At 69.4% G+C, this 21,333-nt stretch carries 21 protein-coding genes and 1 riboswitch; of the genes, 12 read left to right on the top strand and 9 right to left on the bottom strand.

From position 1 onward, the window contains the following. Nucleotides 1-53: 53 nt before the first annotated feature. The 4 genes from PAM7066_RS16575 to PAM7066_RS16590 all read right to left on the bottom strand — a co-directional run bounded on the left by PAM7066_RS16575 (nt 54) and on the right by PAM7066_RS16590 (nt 4,155). Nucleotides 54-749 carry a thiamine ABC transporter ATP-binding protein gene (locus PAM7066_RS16575; RefSeq protein WP_085855335.1) on the bottom strand — a complete coding sequence of 232 codons (696 nt, stop codon included), beginning with the start codon at nt 747-749 and terminating at the stop codon, nt 54-56. Further along, entirely contained in the window at nt 736-2,280 is a 1,545-nt protein-coding gene (locus PAM7066_RS16580; RefSeq protein WP_085855336.1) for a thiamine/thiamine pyrophosphate ABC transporter permease ThiP, read from the bottom strand. The genes PAM7066_RS16575 and PAM7066_RS16580 overlap by 14 nt, the downstream gene beginning before the upstream one ends. Then, nucleotides 2,256-3,236, bottom strand: a complete 981-nt coding sequence (thiB, locus tag PAM7066_RS16585) for a thiamine ABC transporter substrate binding subunit (protein ID WP_085855337.1) — start codon at nt 3,234-3,236, stop codon at nt 2,256-2,258. Before thiB ends, PAM7066_RS16580 begins: the two co-directional genes overlap by 25 nt. Before the next feature lie 31 nt (nt 3,237-3,267). Beyond that, a riboswitch (TPP riboswitch) is annotated at nt 3,268-3,374 on the bottom strand. A 43-nt stretch (nt 3,375-3,417) separates the two neighbouring features. Further along, nucleotides 3,418-4,155 (bottom strand): cobalt-precorrin-6A reductase, encoded by a 738-nt coding sequence (locus tag PAM7066_RS16590; protein ID WP_085855338.1) that lies wholly within the window; start codon nt 4,153-4,155, stop codon nt 3,418-3,420. Nucleotides 4,156-4,254: 99 nt separating this feature from the next. Here PAM7066_RS16590 and cbiE point away from each other — a divergent pair, with 99 nt between their 5' ends. The 11 genes from cbiE (at nt 4,255) to PAM7066_RS16645 (ending at nt 14,289) form a co-directional block, all read left to right on the top strand. After that, a complete protein-coding gene (cbiE, locus tag PAM7066_RS16595) occupies nt 4,255-5,430 on the top strand; it encodes a precorrin-6y C5,15-methyltransferase (decarboxylating) subunit CbiE (RefSeq protein ID WP_085855339.1) in 1,176 nt (391 codons plus the stop codon). Beyond that, nucleotides 5,427-5,789, top strand: a complete 363-nt coding sequence (locus PAM7066_RS16600) for a cobalamin biosynthesis protein (protein ID WP_085855359.1) — start codon at nt 5,427-5,429, stop codon at nt 5,787-5,789. Before cbiE ends, PAM7066_RS16600 begins: the two co-directional genes overlap by 4 nt. Then, nucleotides 5,786-6,580 carry a precorrin-4 C(11)-methyltransferase gene (gene cobM, locus PAM7066_RS16605; protein WP_085855340.1) on the top strand — a complete coding sequence of 265 codons (795 nt, stop codon included), beginning with the start codon at nt 5,786-5,788 and terminating at the stop codon, nt 6,578-6,580. Before PAM7066_RS16600 ends, cobM begins: the two co-directional genes overlap by 4 nt. A 21-nt stretch (nt 6,581-6,601) precedes the next feature. Beyond that, on the top strand, nt 6,602-7,909 hold the full coding sequence (locus PAM7066_RS16610; RefSeq protein WP_085855341.1) for a cobyrinic acid a,c-diamide synthase CobB: 1,308 nt from the start codon (nt 6,602-6,604) through the stop codon (nt 7,907-7,909). A 258-nt stretch (nt 7,910-8,167) separates the two neighbouring features. Then, complete coding sequence (gene cobA, locus PAM7066_RS16615) at nt 8,168-8,887, top strand: uroporphyrinogen-III C-methyltransferase (RefSeq protein WP_085855342.1); 720 nt, start codon at nt 8,168-8,170, stop codon at nt 8,885-8,887. Beyond that, complete coding sequence (gene cobF, locus PAM7066_RS16620; RefSeq protein ID WP_085855343.1) at nt 8,880-9,599, top strand: precorrin-6A synthase (deacetylating); 720 nt, start codon at nt 8,880-8,882, stop codon at nt 9,597-9,599. Before cobA ends, cobF begins: the two co-directional genes overlap by 8 nt. Continuing rightward, a complete protein-coding gene (locus PAM7066_RS16625) occupies nt 9,596-9,907 on the top strand; it encodes a DUF1636 family protein (protein WP_245749732.1) in 312 nt (103 codons plus the stop codon). The genes cobF and PAM7066_RS16625 overlap by 4 nt, the downstream gene beginning before the upstream one ends. A gap of 66 nt (nt 9,908-9,973) precedes the next feature. Beyond that, nucleotides 9,974-11,374 carry a dihydrolipoyl dehydrogenase gene (locus PAM7066_RS16630; RefSeq protein WP_085855344.1) on the top strand — a complete coding sequence of 467 codons (1,401 nt, stop codon included), beginning with the start codon at nt 9,974-9,976 and terminating at the stop codon, nt 11,372-11,374. A gap of 73 nt (nt 11,375-11,447) precedes the next feature. Next, a complete protein-coding gene (locus PAM7066_RS16635) occupies nt 11,448-12,665 on the top strand; it encodes an NAD-dependent epimerase/dehydratase family protein (protein ID WP_085855345.1) in 1,218 nt (405 codons plus the stop codon). Continuing rightward, nucleotides 12,662-13,456 (top strand): glycosyltransferase, encoded by a 795-nt coding sequence (locus PAM7066_RS16640; protein WP_085855346.1) that lies wholly within the window; start codon nt 12,662-12,664, stop codon nt 13,454-13,456. Before PAM7066_RS16635 ends, PAM7066_RS16640 begins: the two co-directional genes overlap by 4 nt. After that, entirely contained in the window at nt 13,453-14,289 is an 837-nt protein-coding gene (locus PAM7066_RS16645) for an NAD-dependent epimerase/dehydratase family protein (protein WP_085855347.1), read from the top strand. Before PAM7066_RS16640 ends, PAM7066_RS16645 begins: the two co-directional genes overlap by 4 nt. Here PAM7066_RS16645 and PAM7066_RS16650 read toward each other — a convergent pair. Next, nucleotides 14,286-15,227, bottom strand: a complete 942-nt coding sequence (locus PAM7066_RS16650) for a calcium-binding protein (protein ID WP_085855348.1) — start codon at nt 15,225-15,227, stop codon at nt 14,286-14,288. The two genes, PAM7066_RS16645 and PAM7066_RS16650, sit on opposite strands and share 4 nt — an antisense overlap. 231 nt (nt 15,228-15,458) lie before the next feature. Here PAM7066_RS16650 and PAM7066_RS16655 point away from each other — a divergent pair, with 231 nt between their 5' ends. Continuing rightward, complete coding sequence (locus PAM7066_RS16655; protein WP_085855349.1) at nt 15,459-17,444, top strand: calcium-binding protein; 1,986 nt, start codon at nt 15,459-15,461, stop codon at nt 17,442-17,444. Between the two features lie 4 nt (nt 17,445-17,448). Here PAM7066_RS16655 and kdsA read toward each other — a convergent pair whose 3' ends face one another. The 4 genes from kdsA to PAM7066_RS16675 form a co-directional block, all read right to left on the bottom strand. Further along, nucleotides 17,449-18,267: a 3-deoxy-8-phosphooctulonate synthase gene (kdsA, locus tag PAM7066_RS16660; protein ID WP_085855350.1), complete on the bottom strand. Its 819-nt coding sequence runs from the start codon at nt 18,265-18,267 to the stop codon at nt 17,449-17,451. Nucleotides 18,268-18,283: 16 nt separating this feature from the next. Next, nucleotides 18,284-19,063, bottom strand: a complete 780-nt coding sequence (locus PAM7066_RS16665) for a 3-deoxy-manno-octulosonate cytidylyltransferase (protein ID WP_085855351.1) — start codon at nt 19,061-19,063, stop codon at nt 18,284-18,286. Between the two features lies 1 nt (nt 19,064). Further along, nucleotides 19,065-20,063 carry a KpsF/GutQ family sugar-phosphate isomerase gene (locus PAM7066_RS16670; RefSeq protein WP_085855352.1) on the bottom strand — a complete coding sequence of 333 codons (999 nt, stop codon included), beginning with the start codon at nt 20,061-20,063 and terminating at the stop codon, nt 19,065-19,067. 68 nt (nt 20,064-20,131) lie between these two features. Then, nucleotides 20,132-21,103 carry a glycosyltransferase gene (locus tag PAM7066_RS16675; protein ID WP_085855353.1) on the bottom strand — a complete coding sequence of 324 codons (972 nt, stop codon included), beginning with the start codon at nt 21,101-21,103 and terminating at the stop codon, nt 20,132-20,134. Nucleotides 21,104-21,333 lie beyond the last annotated feature (230 nt).

A 21,333-nucleotide genomic window follows, 5' to 3' on the forward strand; every position in this document is an offset into this window, starting at 1 on the left:
CCGGACAGAAGGGGCGTGCGGTCATCCGCGCGCCCTTTTTCCTTGGCCGGATCTCAACTGCCCAGGTAGTCCCGCAAGGCCGGCGGCGGATCGCGCAGCAGCTCGTCCGTTGCCATCGGGGCGGCCGCGCGTCCATCGGCCACGAGAATCGTCTCGCCCCCGATCCGTCGCGCATCTCCGGGATCATGCGTGACCATCAGCATCGTGCGCCCCCGCTCGCGCGCCAGATCCCCCACAAGCGCCTGCATCTCGCCCCGCATCGCCGGCCCGAGCGCGGCGAAAGGTTCGTCCAGCAGCAGAAGCGGCCTCTCCTGCAGAAGCGCCCGGGCGAAGGCGACCCGACTCTGCTGCCCGCCGGACAGGCTTCCGGGCTTGCGGTCTTCGAATCCGTCGAGGCCCACGGCGACAAGCGCCTCGTCCACGCGCTCCCGCTCATCCCGGCTCAGGCGGCCCGAGGGACGGATCCCGAGGGCGACGTTCTCGGCCGCGCTCATGTGGGGAAACAGGTTGTTGTCCTGGAAGATCGTCGCGACCGGCCGCTTGCCGGGGGCGAAGGTGTCGATCCGCTCCCCCTCCCACAGGATCCGCCCCTCGTCCGCGTCGAAGAAGCCGCCGATCACCGAAAGAAGCGTCGATTTGCCGGCCCCGGACGGCCCCATCACCGCGACCTGCGCGCCGGCCGGGACCACCAGATCGGCGCGAAGGACGAATTCGCCCTGGCGGATGACCAGCCCCTCAAGCGTCAGCATCGACACGGCCCCCACGGTCGCAAATCCAGAACGCGGCGAGGCTTAGCGCCAGCAGCAGAACCGCCGCCCCCGCCGCATCGTCCATCCGGTAAGCCCCCATCAACCGATAAAGCTGCAAGGGCAAGGTGGCGCTTTCGGTGTCGGCGAACAGCGCAATCACCCCCAGGTCGCCCATCGACAGCGCCGCCGCCAGACCCGCGGAAAATCCCAACGGCCGCCGCAACCGCGGCCACAGCACCCGGCGCGCCCACACGGCATCCCCCATCCCAAGCGACGCTGCGAGAGGCGCATATTCCTCCTCGACCCGCTGAACGGCGGGGACGAGGGCGCGCAGCGCGAAGGGCAGCGCCATGACCGTGTTCACCAGCGCTGTGACCGGCAAGGCCAGCGTGTCAGGTCGCGCGAACGGATAAGTCACGATGAACAGCCCCGTTCCCAGCACCAACGGAGAGGCGGCAAGCCCCAACATCCCGGCCAGCTCGATGCTCCGCCCCCGGCGGACCCGCGCCGCAGCAACCGCGATGGCAAGCGCCGTGCCGGTGCATGTAGTGGCGGAAACGGCCGCCACCCATATCGAATGTCCCGCTGCGACCCAGACCGAGCCCGGAAGCCCGATCATCGCCGGAAGGCCCCGCAGCAGCAGCGCCAGCAGCGGCGTCAGCAGGAACGCCGAGGCGAGCGCGATCCACACCGCATCCCCCCATGCCGGCCCCAGGTCCCAGCGTCGCACCACCCGATCGAGGCCGCGCCCCATCGCTTCGGGCACCGCGACCCACAGCGCGAGCGCCCCGAACCCCGCGGTCACCGCAAGCTGCAGCAGGGCCAACAGCGCCGCGCGCCCAAGCTCGAAATCGAAGCGGAACGCCTGGTAGATCGCCAGCTCGATCGTCGTGGCCCGCGGACCGCCGCCCAACGTCAGCGCCACGGCGAAGCTGGTGGTGCAGATCATGAAGACCACCAGCGCGGCACCCGGCACGACAGCCCGCAGCATAGGCCATTCGATATGGCGCGCGATGTCGCCCCGCGCCATGCCAAGCGACGCGGCAAGGCGGAACCGCTCGGCCGGGATCGCCTGCCAGCCTTGCAGGATCAGCCGCGTCGCCAGTGGCAGGTTGAAGAACACATGCGCCAGGATCACCCCGTGCGCGCCGTAGATCGACAGGGGCGGCAAGCCGAGCGCGGCTCCGGCGTCGTTCACCCAGCCCGCGCGGCCGAAGACCATCAGAAGGCCAAGGATCGCGACGATCACCGGCAGGATGAAGGGCGCGCCCAGAAGCGTGACCAGAAGCCCCCTCCCCGGGAATTGCCGCCGCGCGAGCGCCCGTGCCACCGGCACCGCGAGGCCCACCGACAGCGCGGCCGACACCACCGCCTGCCACAGCGTGAATCGCACCGCAGCCCAGTCGCCGGGGCTCAGCGCCCCCCCCTCGGCGCGGCTCAGAACCGCGACGAGCGAGCCGGCGACGAGGGCCGCCACCAGGCTGGCAGCGGCCGCTCCGGCAAAGATCAGCGGCTGAGGGCGGCGCGCCATTCGTCCAGCGCGGCGTCGATGGTCTCGGGCGTTTCGTCTATGGGAGTCAGCAGGGCGTTGGCGGGCCGGATCAGGGCGTCGAAGCCGTCGGGCAGGCCGCCCTCGGGCGTCTTGGCCGGATACATCCAGTTCGTCGTCGGCAGCACCGACTGCGCCGCGTCCGTCGCCAGGAACGACAGGAAGTCGCGCGCCAACTCGATCTGATTCGATCCCTCGACCGCGCCCGCGACCTCGATCTGCAGATAGTGGCCTTCCTCGAAGGGCGCGGCGGCGAAGCCGTCGTCCCCCTCGCCGATCAAGTGATAGGCGGGCGAGGTCGTGTAGCTGAGGACCATCTCGGCCTCGCCCTCGAGGAACAGGTTGTAGGCCTCGGACCAACCCGGCGTGACGGTGACGATGTTGTCCGACAGGCTCTCCCAGATCGCGGGGGCCTCGTCGCCGTATGCCGCCTTCACCCACAGCAGCAGGCCCAGCCCGGGGGTCGAGCTGCGCGGGTCCTGGATGATGATGGAAACGTCGCTCTCGCCCAGTTCGCGAAAGTTCGACGGGGCGTCGAAGCCCTTGCGGTGGACGAAGGCGAAGTAGCCCCAGTCGAAGGGAACGAAGATCTCGCTGTCCCACTCGATGGGCAGGTCCCAGTCCACGCCCTCGACCCCCGAGGGCGCGAAGAGGCTCGTCTCGCGCGCCTCGGCCATCAGGTTGGTGTCGAGGCCCACGACCACGTCCGCATCGGTCCGCGCCCCTTCGAGCCGAAGGCGCGACAGCAGCGCCGCGCCGTCGCCCGCTGCGGTGAATTGCAGATCGCAGCTGCAGGTCGCCTCGAACGCCTCCTCGATGGCGGGGCCGGGGCCCCATTCGGACACGAAGCTGTCGTAGGTGTAGACGTCGAGAACGGGAGTTTCCTGCGCCAGGACGGGACTGGCGGCGAGGAGAAGGGCAGGTATCGCGAAACGCATGTCGCCTCCTTTTCGCCGGTGGGGAAAGGGGCTTGCGCCGACCTACCTTCCCTCCGCCGGTGCTAGCCGGATCAGGTTTTGCGGGTTCGCGGAAGGTCCGCATCTCAGCCCGTCGAACGAGCACCCCGAGGTAGGGCAAGAGCTATGTCGCAACCGCACCCGTTGCAAGAGTGTGGCCGGACTAGGCGTGCAGCCACTCCAGCGCAGCGGCCACCTCATGCACCTCGATCCGTGGGGGCAGCGCGGGTCGATCGATCATCACGACCGGCAGCCCCATGACGCGCGCAGCATCGATCTTGGCGCGAGCGCCATTGCCGCCCGCGTTCTTCGAGACGATCAGGTCGATCGCGTGCCTCTCGATCAGGGCGCGGTCGTCCTGCAGCGTGAACGGCCCACGAGAGACCTCGACATGCGCGTCCGGGACCGGCAGCGGCCCATCGGGCGGATCGACGAGGCGCAGCAGGTAGAAGTGCTGTGGGTGGTGCGCGAAGAGGCCCAGATGCATCCGCCCGATCGCCAGCATGACCCGCCGTCGTGGACCGTCGAGCGCACGCACTGCGCCAACAAGATCGGGCACACGCACCCAACTGTCCCCCGGCTGCGGGTCCCAGGCCGGCCGCGTCAGGGCCAGCAACGGCACCCCGGCCTCGGCCGCGGCGGCGACGGCATGGATGCTCATCTGCGCGGCGAAGGGGTGAGTCGCGTCGATCAGGTGGGTGATCCGGTTCTCGCGCAGGTACGCCACCAGTCCCGGGATCCCGCCGAACCCCCCGACCCGCTGCGGCAGGGGCTGGCGCACCGGCCGCTCGACCCGCCCCGCGAACGAGATCGTGCCGGCGACCCCCGCATCGGTCATGGCGCGACATAAGGCGGTCGCCTCGGTCGTGCCGCCGAGGATCAGGACGTTGGGCGCTTCCATGACCCCATCAATGCCCCTCGCCGAGGCTCGGGGCAACAGCCCCTTGCCGCGCCGCGCCCCCCGTGCCACCCCTCCGTCCACGCAAAGAGCGGAGAGCGCATGACCGGCCCCTGGCTCAGCATCATCGGCGTCGGAGAGGACGGGCCGGACGGCCTGACCCCCGCCGCGCGCGCCGCTTTAAATGCTGCCGAGGTGGTCATGGGCCCGCCCCGCCACCTGTCGCTGGTGCCGACCGGGGGCGAGCGGGTCCAGTGGCCCGTCCCCTTCGCCGATGGCCTGCCCCTGCTGATGGAGCGGCGCGGGCGCCCCGTCGCCGTGCTGGCCTCGGGTGATCCGTTCTGGTTCGGTGCGGGCTCGGTTCTGGTGCGTGATCTGGAGCGGTCGGAATGGCACGCCTTCCCCGGCGCGTCCGTGTTCTCGCTGGCCGCCAATCGCCTTGGCTGGCCGCTGGAGCGGACCGTGTGCCTCGGTCTACACGCCGCGCCCCTGACGCGCCTGCGCCCGCACCTCGCCCCCGGCACCCGGATCATCGCGACCCTGCGCGACGGCGCCGCGGTGGCCGAACTGGGCGCGTGGCTGTCGGGCATCGGGTTCGGCGCCTCGCAGATGACGGTCCTCGAGGCGCTCGGTGGCCCGCGCGAGCGGATCACCACCGCCCGCGCCGATGCGCTGACAGCCGATCACGCTCATCCCGTTGCGGTCGCCATCGAGCCTGCCGGTCCTGCCCTGCCCCTGTCGGCGGGCCGCCCGGACGAAACGTTCGACAACGATGGCCAGATCACCAAGCGTCCGATCCGCGCGCTGACCCTGTCGGCCCTCGCCCCCCGCGCGGGCGAGCACCTGTGGGACATCGGCAGCGGCAGCGGCTCGATCGCGATAGAGTGGCTCATGGCGCATCCCGCCTGCACCGCCACCGCAATCGAGCGTCGCCCCGACCGCGCCGCCCGCATCCGCGCGAACGCCGATGCGCTGGGGCAGGACCGGCTGCGCGTGGTCGAGGGCGCCGCGCCCTACGCGCTCGACGGCCTCGCCCCGCCCGACGCGATCTTCGTCGGCGGCGGGCTGACCGAGGCGCTGCTGGGCCGGCTGACCAGACTCGGTGCCCGCCTCGTGGTCAACGCCGTCACCTTGGAAAGCGAGGCTTTGGTCCTCGCCGCCGAGGCCCGGCTTGGCGGAGAACTCCTGCGGGTCCAGACCGCCCGCCCGACCTCCATCGGCGGCTTCCGCGGCTGGGACAACGCCTTCCCCCTCCTGCAATGGAGCTGGTCGCCATGATCGTCGCCGGCTTCGGCTTCCGCCGCGCGGCGACCGTTGAGAGCCTTGCCGATGCGCTTGCCGCCACCGATGGGACCCCAGACGCGCTGGCCACCGCCGCCGACAAGGCCCAGGCGCTCGCGCCGCTGGCCAAGCGGCTCGGCCTGCCGGTCCATGCCGTCCCGCCGGACGCGCTGACCGCGGCGCGAACGCAGACCGACAGCGCCGCCTCGCGCACCCATCGCAACACCGGCAGCGTGGCCGAAGCCGCGGCCCTCGCCGCCGCCGGGCCGGGCGCGCGCCTTCTGTCACCGCGCGTCGTCTCGGCCGACCGCATGGCTACCTGCGCGCTCGCCGCCAGCTCGGGAGAGACCTCATGACCGTCCACTTCATCGGCGCCGGCCCCGGCGCACCGGACCTTCTGACCCTGCGTGGCCGCGACCTGATCGCCGCCTGCCCCGTCTGCCTCTATGCTGGCTCGCTGGTCCCCGAGGCGGTGTTGGAGCATTGTCCCGCAGGCGCGCAGATCGTGAACACCGCGCCGATGGACCTCGATGCGATCATGGCCGAGATCGCCCGCGCCCATGAGGCTGGCCACGACGTCGCCCGCCTCCATTCCGGCGACCTGTCGGTCTGGTCGGCCATGGGCGAGCAGATCCGGCGCCTCGACGCCTTGGGCATCCCCTACACCGTCACCCCCGGCGTGCCGTCGTTCGCCGCTGCCGCCGCGGCGCTCGGGTCGGAACTGACGCTGCCCGGCGTCGCGCAATCGGTCGTCCTGACCCGCACGCCCGGCCGCGCCTCCTCGATGCCCGAGGGCGAGACGCTGACCAACTTCGCCGCCACCGGCGCGACGCTGGCGATCCACCTGTCGGTCCAGAACCTCGCCACCGTGGTCAGCGACCTGACCCCCGCCTACGGCGCCGACTGCCCCGTGGCCGTCGTCTTCCGGGCAAGCTGGCCGGACGAGCGCATCCACAGCGCCACCCTCTCCACCGTCGAGGCGACCCTGCCAGAAGGCATCACCCGCACCGCCCTGATCCTCGTCGGCCATGCCCTTGGTGCGACCAAATTCACCGAAAGCCGCCTCTACGCCGCGGGCTACGACCGCCGCTACCGCCCCCAATCCGCCGATTCCCCCTGGAGCGATTGGCAACCCGCCGACGACTGACCCCCCTTGAAAGGGCACGCCATGACGCTTCCCCCCGGCCTCTTCGTCTCGGCCCCGGCCTCGGGCACCGGCAAGACGACCGTGATGCTGGGCCTCCTGCGCGCCCTCGCCGATCGGGGCCTCGCCGTGCAGCCCTTCAAGTCCGGCCCGGACTATATCGACCCCGCCTTCCACTTCGCCGCCAGCGGCCGGCCATCCTTCAACCTCGACAGCTGGGCGATGGACGAGGGGCTGCTCGGCGCGCTGGCCGCCCGCGCCGGCGACGCGGATATCTGCGTGGGCGAGGGGTCGATGGGCCTCTATGACGGGGTCGCCACGCGGGGCCGCGCGGGGTTCGGCACCTCGGCCGAGACGGCGCAGCGGATGGGCTGGCCGGTGATCCTGGTGCTCGACGTGGGCGGGCAGGCGCAATCGGCGGCGGCCACCGCGCTTGGCTTCGCCACCTACGCGCCCGACCTGCCCTTCGCGGGCGTCATCCTGAACCGCGTCGCCTCGCCCCGGCACGAGCGGCTGACCCGGCTGGGGATGGAGCGCGCCGGCCTGACCGTGCTCGGTGCGCTGCCCCGGCGCGGAGACCTTGCCCTGCCCGAACGCCACCTTGGCCTGATTCAGGCGGTCGAGCACCCGGACCTCGACGCCGCCATCGCCGGATACGCCGCCTTCCTGACCGAGAATATCGACCTCGACACCGTCATCGCCGCCGCCCGCGCAGGCATCGCGCTGCAGCCCGGCCCGCTGCCGAAACCGCCCGCCCAGCGCATCGCGCTTGCGCAGGATGCGGCGTTCTCGTTCACCTATCCGCATCTTCTGGAGGGGTGGCGGCAGGCGGGGGCCGAGATCCTGCCCTTCTCGCCCCTCGCCGACGATCCCGTTCCCGACGCCGACCTCGTCTGGCTACCCGGCGGCTACCCAGAGCTTCACGCCGGCCGCATCGCCGCCGCCGCCACCTTCCGGCGCACCCTTCGTGCCCACGCCGAGCAGAAGCCCGTGCACGGCGAATGCGGCGGCTACATGGCGCTCGGCACCGCGCTGATCGACAAAGGGGGGGAGCGGCACGAGATGGCGGGCCTGCTGGGCCTCGTCACCTCGTACGAGACGAGGAAGTTCCATCTCGGCTACCGCCGCGCGACGCTGACCGAGGCCATGCCCGGCCACGCGCCCGGCGCCGTGCTGCGCGGTCACGAGTTCCACTATTCCACCGTTCTGGACCAGCCCGACGCGCCGCTTGCGCAGGTCGCCGACGCGGACGGGAACGCGGTGCCCGAAACGGGTGCCCGCCGCGGCAACGTGACGGGCACCTTCTTCCACATGATCTCAGCGGAAGACTGACAGGCTGGGAATTCGCAGCTTGGGATAGGAATGGCGGATGATCCACGCCCCGGCGCCGAGGCTGGCGAGGACGATGGCAGCGGTGACGATATCGACGAACATGAGGGGGACTCTCGTTAAGCGGCTTGTCCGACGCATATCCGGACGGCACCCGGACGCGCGTCGACCAACGGCAATCCGCGCCCTGTTTGCGACTGCAATGCCGTCGCCCGCACGGAAAAACTTTCCCTCGCGGGCCCACGCGCCTAAAGCGCCCTCATGACCGGTTTCGTCAGCTTCGTCGGCTCGGGCCCCGGCGACCCAGAGCTTCTGACCCTCAAGGCCGTCGACCGCCTGAAGCGGGCCGATGCGGTGCTGTTCGACGACCTGTCCTCGGGGCCGATCCTGTCCCACGCGCGCGCCGGGGCCGACCTTGTCGCCGTCGGCAAGCGCGCCGGGCGCCCGTCGCCCCGGCAGGACCACGTCAGCCGACTGCTGGTGGACTACGCCACCGAGGGCGGGCGCATCGTGCGCCTGAAATCCGGCGACCCAGGTGTGTTCGGGCGGCTGGAAGAGGAGCTTCTGGCGCTGAAGGCCGCCGGCATCCCTTACGAGATCGTGCCGGGCATCCCCTCGGCCATCGCGGCGGCGGCGGCGGCGGGCATCCCCCTGACGCGGCGGCTGACCGCACGCCGGGTGCAGTTCGTCACCGGCCACGACGCGAGCGGCGCGCTGCCCGGCGACCTCGACCTCGACGCGCTGGCCGATCCTACCGCCTCGACCGTGGTGTTCATGGGCAAGCGCACGTTCCCTGCGCTGGCCGAGGCGCTGATCGCGCGCGGCCTGCCCCCGACGCAGCCCGCCATCCTGGCCGAGGCCGTCTCGACCTCCGATCAGATCATCACGCGCGCCACGGTGGCGGACCTGGCCGAGCGCCTTGCCGCCGAACGGTCCGAGCATGCCGCGCTGATCCTCTACGGTCCGCTGGCCGATGGTTGAGATCACGCTGGTCGGCATCGGCACCGGCAACCCCGAACATGTCACCCTTGAAGGCCGCCGCGCGATCGCCGAGGCCGAGTTGATCCTTATCCCGCGCAAGGCCGCGAAGGATGACCTCGCCCATCTGCGCGAGCGAATCGTGGCTGACGCCGGCAGTCGCGCGCGGATCGTCCATTTCGACTATCCCACCCGCGACCAAAGCCTGCCCTACCAGCAGCGCGTCCGCGCCTGGCACGACGAGATCGCGGAGCGCTGGTGTGAGGCGATCGGCGACGCACCGACCGTGACACTTCTGGTCTGGGGCGATCCTGGCCTCTACGATTCGACCCTGCGGATCGCCCAGCGCCTGCCGGGCGCGCGCGCGCGCGTCATCCCCGGCATCACGGCGCTGCAGGCGCTGACGGCCGCCCACGCGATCCCGTTCAACACGGTCAACGGCCCCGTCACCGTGACCACCGGCCGCCGCCTGCGAGACAGCGGCTGGCCCGAGGGGGCCGAGACGGTCGTCGTGATGCTGGACGGCGAATGCAGCTTTCAGGCGCTGCCCGGTGACCTCCATATCTGGTGGGGCGCCTACCTCGGGATGGCCGAGCAGATCATCGACCGCGGCCCCCTGGCCGAGGCCACCTACCGCATCGTCTCCGCTCGCGCCGCGGCGCGCGAGAGGCACGGCTGGATCATGGACACCTACCTGCTGCGGCAGCCGGATTGACCGCGATCCTCCACCTTTGCGCGACCTGCCGCCCGGGCGTCGAGACCGGGCCCCTGCGCGACGCCCTGCCCGAAGGCGTCGAGCTGCGGCTCCATGAATGCCTGAACGCCTGCGGAAAGCCGGTGGCGCTATCGGTGCAGGGGCGAGGGACCGGCTACCTCTTCGCCGGGGTCGACCCTGTCGAGGATGCGGCCGACATCGCCGCGACGGCACGCACCTACATGGCAGCGCCGGGTGGCGCGATCGAGGATGCCCGCCCCTGCGGACGCCTGCGCTTCTGCCTGATTGGGCGCCTGCCCGCGATCTGACCGCGTTAGCGCTTCGGCCCAAGCGCCCTAGGTCAACGCTCCGGAACGGTCGCGAAGGAGCCAAGCATGACCACCCACAGCTGCGACGTCGCCGTGATCGGCGCCGGAACCGCGGGAATCTCGGCCGAGCGGGCTGCGCGCGAAGCCGGCGCGACGACCCGGCTGATCGACCCCTACTTCGACGGCACCATGTGCGCGAATCGTGGCTGCATGCCCTCGAAACTGCTGCTCGCCGCCGCTCATGCCGCCCACAGGGCGCGGGATGCGGGCACGTTCGGCATCCGCACCGGCGAGGTGTCGGTGGATGGCCCCGCCGTGATGGACCGGGTCCGCCGGTTCCGCGACGACTTCGCCGCCTCCACCCGGAAGGTGTTCGACGAGCTGCCCGCCGACACCTGCATCAAGGCGCGCGCCCGTTTCACCGGCCCCACAACGCTGTCCCTCGACAACGGCGACACCGTCGAAGCGCGGGCCGTCGTGATTGCAGCCGGCTCGTCGCCGATGATCCCCCCGCCGCTGGAGGGGCTGGGAGACCTCGCCCTGACGAACCAGTCCATCTTCGAGCTTCAGGACCTGCCGAAGACACTGGCGGTGATCGGCGGCGGCGCCATCGGGCTGGAGATGGCGCAGGGCTTCGCACGGCTGGGGGTCGAGGTGACGCTGCTCGACCGGGAGCGTACCTTGGGCGGCACCGAGGATCCCGAGGTTCAGAAGGCCGTCCATCAGGCAATGGCCGAAGAGATGGCGCTGCATCTGGGGGTTTCGGTCGAGGCAGAGCGGCAGGGCGACGCGGTGCATCTGTCGTGGGACGGCGGCGCGGGCACGTTCGACCGTGTGCTCGTCGCCACCGGGCGCCCTCCGAACCTCGACGGGCTAGGACTCGACGCGACGGGGCTGGACTGCGACGACAAGGGCTTGCCGGTCTTCGACCCCGGCACCCTGCAATGCGGCGACGCCCCGATCTTCATCGCGGGCGACGCGAATGCCGACAGGCCGGTCCTGCACGAGGCGTCGGAAGAGGGCGCACTGGCGGGACGCAACGCCGTCGCCTTCCCCGCCGTGACGGCCGTCAAGCGCGTGCCGCGTTTCCAGGTGACCTTCACCGATCCCGCGATCGTCCAGATCGGCGACGGACCGTCCGACGCGGGCGTGTCCGGCACCGCCCGGTTCGAGAATCAGGGTCGCGCGAAGGTTGAAAACCGGAATCGCGGGGTCGTGCGCCTCTTCGCTTCACCGGGCGATGGCTACCTGGTGGGCGCCGAGATGTTCGCGCCGGGGGCCGAGCACATGGCGCATTTCTTCATGCTGGCGATCCTGAACCGGCTGACCGCCTCCTCGGTTGCCGAGGTGCCGCTCTATCATCCCACGCTCGAAGAGGGGCTGAGCGGCGCGCTCGGCCAGATCTGCAGCGATACGGCGCTGACGACGGCGGGCCGCTGGCAAACTGCGCCGAAGCCGGGCGGATGATCGCCATGGGGTGTTGAGAAACGGTTACGATGCGGTGATACCGGCGTCACGCATGTGACCTGGAGTGACCCTCATGAAGATCGCGATCCTCGGCGGAGACGGTTTCGTCGGCTGGCCCACGACGCTGCACCTTTCCGATCTCGGCCACGAGGTCCACATCGTCGACAACCTGTCCCGGCGCTGGATCGACACCGAGCTTGGCGTGCAGTCACTGACCCCGATGGACTCGATTCAGGAGCGTTGCCGGATCTGGCACGAGGTCAGCGGCCGCCGCATCCAGTTCCACCTGATCGACCTCGCCAAGGAATACGAGCGTCTCAAGGTCTGGTTGGCCGAGGTGAAGCCCGACGCGATCATCCACTTCGCCGAACAGCGCGCCGCGCCCTATTCGATGAAGACCGACCGCCACAAGGTCTACACAGTCAACAACAACGTCAGCGCGACGCACAACGTGCTGGCTGCGATGGTCGAAACCGGGATCGACGCGCATCTGGTCCACCTCGGGACCATGGGCGTCTACGGCTATTCTTCGGTCGGCGCGCCCATCCCCGAGGGTTATCTGGACGTCGAGATCGACACGCCCAGCGGGAAGAAAGAGCAGGAGATCCTGTATCCGACCAAGCCCGGCTCGGTCTATCACATGACCAAGTCGCTCGATCAGATCCTGTTTCAGTTCTACGCGCAGAACGACGGCTTGCGGATCACCGACCTGCACCAGGGCATCGTCTGGGGCACCCATACCGACCAGACCCGCAAGCACGAGCAGCTTGTGAACCGCTTCGACTATGATGGCGATTACGGCACGGTGCTGAACCGTTTCCTGATCCAGGCCGCGATCGGCTATCCGCTGACCGTCCATGGCACCGGTGGCCAGACCCGCGCCTTCATCCACATCCGCGACTCGGTCCGCTGCATCGAGCTTGCCCTTGGTGACGCGCCGAAAGCGGGCGAGCGGGTGCGCATCTTCAACCAGATGACCGAGACGCACCGCGTCCGCGACCTGGCCGAGATGATCGCGAAGATGACGGGCGCCAAGATCGCCAACCTGCCGAACCCCCGCAAGGAAGCGCCCGAGAACGACCTGATCGTGAAGAACGACCAGTTCCTGGCACTCGGCCTCGACCCGACGACGCTCGAGGAAGGACTGCTGGACGAGGTGGTCGAGGTCGCTCGCAAATACGCCTATCGCATCGACCGCAGCCGCGTGCCGGCCGTCTCGGGCTGGACCAAGGATCTGGGCGCCAAGGTCGAGCGGGACCCCGAAGGCAAGGCGCTGAAGTCCGTCTCGTGAGGCGGGCCTATGTCACCCTCGTCACCAACGCGGATTTCGCGATGGGGGCGAGGGCGCTTCTGAACTCGCTGGCGCTGACCGGCACCACGGCGGACCGCGTGGTGATGCATACCGGCGGCGTGCCGACCGTCGCGCTTGCACCGCTGACAGCCGCTGGTGCGCGACTGGTGCCGGTGGAGCTTCTGCCGACCTCGGACGCCTTCAACGCGGCCCACCAGCGCGAGGCGTTGCACGGCGCCGCCCCCTTCACCAAGGGCGAGAAGCCGGCCTTCCACACGCCGCTCGACAACTTTGCGAAGCTTCGGCTCTGGCAGCTCGACTACGACCGGGTGGTGTTCCTGGACGCCGACACGTTGGTCCTGCGCAACATCGACAAGCTGTTCGACTACCCCGAACTCTGCGCGGCCCCGAACGTCTACGAGGGGCTCGGCGACTTCCACCGGATGAACTCGGGCGTGTTCACCGCGCGCCCCGATCCGGCGACATTTCAGGCGATGCTGAAACACCTCGACCAGCCGGGCGCCTTCTGGCGGCGCACCGATCAGACCTTCCTGCAGGAGTGGTTCCCCGACTGGCACGGCCTGCCGGTGACCTGCAACATGCTGCAATATGTCTGGTTCAACCTGCCCGCGCTCTGGGATTGGAAGGCGATCCGCGTCCTTCATTTCCAGTACGAGAAGCCCTGGCAGGACCACGACAAGGCCGACCGGCTGCGCCCGTTGATCGACCTGTGGCACAGCTATGCGGCGGGTGAGGCGCCGGACTTGTCGCGGATGCCGGCGCCCGAATGAGGATCGCGATCACCGGGGCGAGCGGCCTGGTGGGCTGGCCGGTGGCACAATGGCTCGCCGCCCGTGGCCATACGATCACGACAATTGGCCGAAGGCAGGTTCCGGGGCTGGCGCATCGGGACTGGCATCTCGGGCAAGTGCCGGACCTCTCGGGCCAGGACGCGCTGGTCCACGCCGCCTTCACCCATGTCCCGGGCCGCTACCGGGGCGGCGAAGGAGACGATCCCGAAGGCTTCACCCGCGCCAACCTCGGCGGGACGCTTTCGCTGATGGATGCAGCCGAAGCGGCGCGGCTGCGCATCGTGTTCCTTTCCAGCCGCGCCGTGTATGGCGCCTACCCGCCCGGCACCCGGCTGACCGAGGAACTGCCGCCGCGGCCCGACACGCTCTACGGTGAGGTCAAGCTGGCGGCCGAGCGCGCGCTCGGCCGGCGCGGGACGAGCCTGCGTGCGACCGGCATCTACGGCCCTCTGGTGCCGGGGCGCGGGCACAAATGGGCCGACCTCTTCGCGCGCTTCGCCGCCGGAGATCGCCCAGCCCCCCGGATCGGCACCGAGCTTCACGTCGACGACCTGGCCGACGCCATCGAGCGTGTCTTGGCCGTCGACACGCCGCCTCCGGTTGTGAACGTGTCGGACATCGTGCTGGACCGGCGCGATCTTCTCGAGCGCTATGCCCGGATCGCAGGGATCCCGGACCCGCTGCCCCACCGGGGGGATCCCGATGGGGTGAGCGAGATGGACACGGCCCGCCTTCGCGACCTCGGCTGGCGGCCGCGCGGGGTGGATGGCCTCGATACGGTTCTGGAGGCCATCGTCGCGGCGCGCGATTAGGCCGCCGTCAGTCCGGAGCGTATGATCACGAAAGCGTCGTCCGAGATACCGGACCCGGCCCCCTCGAACACCAGGGTCTGTCCGGTTTTCAGGGTGATCGTCGTGCCGGCGTCGGTCGTCACGCGCGAGGCGACGTAATCGGCGAAATTCGCCGAACCGTCCTCGGCCCCCGGGACGTGCACTTCGACCAGATCCTCGCCGGGTGTGAAATCCTCGAACACGATGCTGGCGGACGTGCCCTCGCCAGCGTTCACCGAGACCACATCGGCCCCCCCGCCCAGGCGGACGATGTCGCCGGCGCCGGCAAGGACCAGATCGTCCCCGTCCCCCGCGTCGATGTGATCAGGCGCGCCATCATCCTCGGCCGAAAAGCCGCCCATGTCGTGGATCGTGCCATCCTCGCCCCCGATGATCGTGTCGGCGCCGTCCCCGCCTTCGATTCTATCCTCCCCCGCTCCCCCGACAAGGAAATCATTGCCCGCCGAGCCGCGCAGCGTGTCGGCGCCATCCTCGCCGCGGCCCTCCAGGACAGGATCGTCCGAGCCGCCCTCCGAGAAGTCGAGAAGGTCGTCCCCCGCCCCGCCCCGCGCAGCCAGAACGCCCTCGCGCCCGTGGATGACGTCGTCGCCCCCCTGGCCGTGGATGATGTCGCCAGCGCCTGCTTCGATGGTGTCGTCCCCCGCGCCCGCGGCCACCATATCCCGCCCCTCGGTATTCTTGACGACGACCCCGCCACCCGCGGAATGTCCACCGGAGGCGATCGGATCGCCTGAGTCCTGCGGGTGGCCATCATCCGCCTCAATCGGGACGACCTCTCCGTCGGTGATGTCGCCGTCTTCAGTCGAGCTGCTGTCGTCAGACTCCGCTTCGTCGTCGTCCCCCCCGGCAAAGGTCGACAGCGAGAGCATCCCGCCGAGCAAGACCAGAAATCCAAACATTCGCCGCCCCCACGCATTGTGTCGGGAAGTTCACCCGACATTCGCCCGGATTTGAGGCAGCAAACGTGGCGGTCGCAGGCCGGATGCCGAGCATCCTCGACAAATTATTCGCAGGACTACCGGAGAAAATTGGCGCCTATTCTAGGCGTTTGCCACCATCCCGCCATCACTGCTGTCCCCGAAAGGCCGGATGTGCCGCCACTCTGCATCCATCGCAGCAAGGGGCGCGAGATGGGCGAGGTCGGGACCGAATATTTCTTCAACCCTGTGTCGGACAAGATGTTCGGCGCGAACATTCTCTTTCACCGGGACCGCATCGCGGATGGCACCTTCGACGAGGTGGCCGAGAAGGCGAACGTCTCCGCCGTGCGGTATCCGGGCGGAACCGTGTCCGAGAAGTACTTCGATCTCCGCGATCCCGACCGACCGACAGCCCTCGACCCGGTCACCGGGGCAGTGGTCGATCTTCTTCCGCTGAGCGACTTCATGAACTGGGCCGGCGCCTCGGACCTTGGCGTCAGCATCGTCATTCCGACCGGCTATCTCACCGTCGGGCCTGTGGGCGAGCAGCAGCCCCACGCGGACGCCTACGACATCGTCCATGACTTCGTCGCAGATCTGCTTAGCGGAAAATGGGGCGACGCGCAGGTCGACAGCCTCGAAATCGGGAACGAGTACTGGCTCGGGGCGGAACAGGATCACGTCGAATACGCGCGGATCGCCGATATCGTCGCCCGGGCGGCGCAGGACGCCATCGACGATCATGCCGCCACGGCCGGCCCGGATTGGGTCGAACCGGATATCGGAATCCAGGTCGGGCAGTACGGGAAATTCGCCACCGATCCCGGCTGGCTGCAGAACGACTACATCATGGACAGCCTGTCCGACGCGGCAGCCGACGCCCTCGATTCGGTGATCGTCCACTACTACACGCGCGGGACGTTCGCCGATCTGGACAGCTTCGAGTACTATTTCGATCGGCTCGACGCCTGGGCGGCCGATCCGCGCTACGCCGATCTCGAATACCACGTGACCGAGTGGAACACCGATCACCTGCTGTCGGCCGAGACGGGGTTGCGACAGGCCTCGACCCTCGTATGGATGATGTCCGAGATGGTTGCACAGGACGTGACCAGCGCCTTCATCTGGCCCTTGCAGCAGAATACTCCGAACGACCTCGGCGGCCAGGCAGGAGTCGAGGATCTGACCGTCGCCGGCGAGACGTTCCGCCTGATGGCCGAGCTGCTCGGCGGGGCGATCCTCGTGTCCCGGTCGAGCTTCGATGGCGGAGTGGCGCATGTCTACGCGACCGACAACGGCTTCGTCGTCGCGGCGTCGGCGTTGGGACAGGGCATGCTGAGCCTCGACCTCGGCCAATGGGGGACGGTCGAGGGTGCGATCGTCCACGAGATCGACGCGACCGGCGACCGCCTCGGCCCCCGCGCCGTGGCGGATGTCGAAAGCTACGGACTTGCCGGTGATCTGCTGACATTCGGCGACTACCAGACCGTCTTCGTCGAGGTTCAGGGGGCGCTCGACTTCCATCGCCCCGTGGCCACGTCCACAAAATCACTGACCGAGGGCGACGACCATCACGTGGGAACCGCGTCGGCCGGGACGGCGGTGATCCTCGGCGGCTCGGGCCGCGATACGCTCGAGGGCGGGGCGGACGCGGATCGGTTCGATGGCGGGGGCGGGGCGGACCTGATCCTGGGCAATGACGGCAACGATTTCCTGCTTGGCGGGCGCGACGACGACACTTTGCATGGCGGTGCCGGGGCCGATGTCCTGTCGGGGGATGACGGCAAGGACGTGCTTCACGGCGGGATGGGGAACGACACGCTGTCGGGCGGCGCGTGGAACGACACGCTCTACGGGGGCGACGGAAACGACGTCATGTACGGGGATGGCGGGCTCGATTTTCTGGACGGACAGGAAGGGGACGACCGGATGTTCGGCGGAGACTGGCACGACACGCTGATCGGGGGGGCGGGCAACGATGTTCTGCATGGTGGTCGCGGTGACGATTCGCTCGTCGGCGGAACGGGCGACGACCTGATCTTCGCCGATGAAGGTGCCGACACGATCGAAGGGGGTGACGGGGCGGATACGATCTATGGCTCGCAGCAGGCGAACGTGATCATGGGCGGCGCCGGGAACGACGTGATCTTCGCCGACGAGTCGATGGCCGGCATCCTCGATCTTCTCGACTGGTAGGCGATCACCGCCCCTTCATCAGGTCGTCGATGGCGCGGAGAGTTCCGATCAGGTCCTCCATCTGGTCTACCGGGATCATGTTCGGCCCGTCCGACGGCGCGTTGTCGGGATCCTCGTGCGTCTCGATGAACAGGGCCGAGACGCCGACGGCGCAGGCCGCCCGGGCAAGGAGGGGGGCGAACTCGCGCTGGCCGCCGCTGGTGGTGCCCTGCCCGCCGGGCTGTTGGACGGAATGGGTCGCGTCGAAGACCACCGGGTAGCCCGTCTGCGCCATGATCGGCAGGCCGCGGAAGTCGCTGACCAGGGTGTTGTAGCCGAACGAGGTGCCCCGATCGCAGAGCAGGATGCGCTCGTTCCCGGTCGAGGCGATCTTGGCGGCCACGTTGGCCATGTCCCACGGCGCCAGGAACTGGCCCTTCTTGACGTTGATCGCCGCGCCCGTCTCGCCCGCCGCCAGCAGCAGGTCGGTCTGCCGGCAGAGGAAGGCGGGGATCTGGATCACGTCGCAAGCCTCGGCCGCCGGGGCGCAATGGTCCGGCAGGTGGACGTCGGTCAGGGTGGGGCAGCCGAACTCGTCGCGGATCTTCGACAGGATCGACAGGCCTTCCTCCATCCCAAGGCCGCGGGCCGTCGACAGCGACGAACGGTTCGCCTTGTCGTAGCTGGCCTTGAAGATGAAGCGCGTGCCGGTCGGCGCGCAGGCCTGCGCGATGCGCTCGGCCATCATGCGCGCGTGGTCGAGGCTTTCCAGTTGGCACGGGCCGGAGATCAGGGCGATGGCGGCGTCGCCGCCGATCTCGATGTCGCGGATGGTCACGGTCATGGGGCTGGCCTTCGGGTCAGAGAACGGATTCGATGCGGGCGACGTCGCCGGGGTTGTTCAGCTCCCAGAAGACGCGGCCGCGAGCGTCGACCTCGACGCAGGTGACGGGCCAGCCGTTTTCCAGGAACCGGAGTTGCTCCAGCCCCTCGAGCCGCTCCAACGTGCCCTCGGGCAGGGTTCCGTAGGCGGAGAGAGCGTCGCGCGTGTAGGCGTAGACGCCGACATGGTGAAAGACCGGGATGTTGTCGGGGTCGATCTTCGCCGGGTCGAGCCACGGGATGACCTCCTTCGAGAAGTAAAGCGCGCTGCGATCGGTCCCGAAGACGGCGGTGGTTCCGCCGACGCGGCCGGCCTTCCGGTCCTCGACGAAATGGCCGTAGGTCACGGCGTCGCAGCGCAGGACGGGCGTGGCGACACGGGCCCTCCCCCGCGCCATCTCGTCGATCAGCGCCTCGATGAACCACGGCGGCGTCAGAGGAGCGTCGCCTTGCAGGTTCACGATCACGTCGGCGTCCAGCCCCGCCGCCTCGACCGCCGCCGCGCAGCGTTCGGTCCCGTTGCGGCAGGTTTCGGGCGTCATTACGACCTCGGCCCCGAACCTCTCGGCCGCCGTGCGGATGCGGTCGTCGTCAGACGCCACGAGGACAGGGTGGTCGCCCGCAACCGCCTGCGCGGCCTCCCACGTCAGCTGGATCAGGCTCTTGCGGCTGCCGTCGGGCAGGGTCAGCTCGGCCAGCGGCTTACCCGGGTAGCGGGTCGAGGCATAGCGGGCGGGGATCACGATGGCGGTCTTCATTTCAGGCAACTCCGGCGCGCAGAAGGTCGTGGATATGCAGCACCCCGACGGGGCGGGCATCCTCGCCCAGAACGACGAGGACCGAGATCTTGCGCGCCTGCAACACCGCCATCGCCTCGGCGGCGAGCATGTCCGGCGCGATCGTCACGGGGTCGGGGTTGGCCACGTCGCCGGCGGTGCGGTTCATCAGGTCCGCCATGTTGCGCCGGAGGTCTCCATCCGTGACGACGCCGACCAGCCGCCCGTCGAGCCCGACCACGGCGGCGACCCCGTAGCCCTTGGACGTCATCTCGATCAGCGTCTCGCCCATTGGCGTGTCGGCTGTCACGCGCGGTAGTTTGTTCCCCGTGGCCATCAGGCTTTCGACCCGGGCGAGCTGTGCGCCCAGCTTACCGCCGGGGTGGAATACGCCGAAGCGTTCCGCGGTGAAGCCGCGAAGCTCCATCAGGGCGATTGCAAGCGCGTCGCCCAAAGCCATCGTCGCGGTGGTCGAGGTCGTGGGGGCAAGGCCCATCGGGCAGGCCTCGGCCGCGGCGGGCAGCAAGAGGCCATGCGTCGCGGCCCGCATCAGCGTCGATCCCGCCCGCCCCGAGATCGCGACGATCGGCAAGCCGAAGCGCCGGCAGTAGGCCATCAGGTCGCCGAGCTCGGCCGTTTCGCCCGAGTTCGAGATCATCACGCACAGATCGCCCGAGCCGATCATGCCGAGATCGCCGTGGCTCGCCTCGGTCGGGTGGATGAAATGCGCGGGCGTGCCGGTCGAGGACAGCGTCGCCGCGATCTTGCGCCCGACATGGCCGGACTTGCCCACGCCCGCGACGATGACCCGTCCCGCAACCGCATGGATCGCCCGCACCGCACCGGCGAACCCGTCGGGCAAATGCGCCGCCATGAGGGCAAGCGCCTCGGACTCGGTGGTCAGCACGCGCCGCGCCGCGTCGAGGATCTGCGCGTCGCTCACCTGGGTGCCGTCGGGCGCGGCGCTAGAGAGTTGGGCCATGCGTCATACATTCTTCGTGCCGGGGTCTTTCGGATATGCGACTTGGCGCGCCGCGGGAAGGGAGCGGCTCAGTGCCCCGTGGTTCGCGCATAAAGCGTCGAGCGGCTGCCGAAAAGCGCACCGATCCGCCCCGCCATCCAGCCGGTGGTCCGCGCAAGGTCCAGCATCGTGCGCCCGTTCGTCGGGATCAGCAGCACCGCCAGAACCGCCGCGCTGAGCGCCTTGAGCGGAACCGACACGAGGACCGACCAGCGCGTCGCACCGGACATGTCGATCTTGCGCCGGAAATTGGTGTTGGACTGATCTCGGCCGCGGGCGAACTGGTAGGCGAAGGTCAGGCGCTCGGGCGGGACGATCTCGTAGACATGGGCGTCTGCGATCCAGGCGGTCGGCAGCCCCGCCTTCTTCACCTCGGCCGAAAGTTTCGCGTCGGTCCCGCCGGTAAACCGCATCGCCTCGTCGAACCAGATGTCGTGGTCGCGGAAGATGCGGGTCTCGGCCAGCCAGTTATTCGTCACGATGGTCACTCCCGGCGTGCCCTTGAGCCCCGCGCGGCGGGTCGCGCGGGCTTCCTTGCGGGCATAGCGGCGGCGGATGCAGTCGTGCATCCGCTTCTGCGTCCAGCTCAGCCCCTCCTGCGGGGGGTGGATGCCCAGCGGCGCGCCGATCAGCGCGGCGCCGCTCAGCCGGTAGCCCGCAACCAGGTGGGCCAGCCAGTCGTCGGCCACGACCTCGTCATCGTCCACGAAGGCCAGCAGCTCATGCCCGGCGGCGAGCGCCTCCTTCGCGGCGCGGTTGCGGCCGAAGGGGATGCCGGGCTCGGTCTCGAGCACGTAGTCCAGCGCGCCCCCCGGCAGGCGCCCTTCTCGCGCTTCGACGACGCCGCGACTGTTGGGCGCATCGTCGTTCTCGACCACCAGGAACCGCACCTCGCAATCGGGCGGGATCTGCAGCTTTGCGAAACTGTCGATGAGGTCGGCCAACATCCGCGGCCTCTGCCGGGTCAGCACTGCCACCGTGATCGTCAGAAGCGCGCTCATGTGCGACCTCCATTGTTCATCTCCGGGGCCTCGTTGGACCGTTCCACTCGTCCCGTGCCCGGCACGCCGCTGGCGCGGTCATTCGGCGGCCGCATCGCGAAATCCCTCGAACTGCTGTTCATAGAGCGTCCGGAACGGACCCTGGTGGCCCAGAAGCTCGTGCACCGGGCCGCTTTCGATCACCTTGCCGTCCTCGATCACATGGATCTGGTCGGCCTCGAGGATGGTCG

Origin of the sequence: Palleronia marisminoris (assembly GCF_900172315.1) — a bacterium.
Taxonomy (GTDB): Bacteria; Pseudomonadota; Alphaproteobacteria; order Rhodobacterales; family Rhodobacteraceae; genus Palleronia; species Palleronia marisminoris.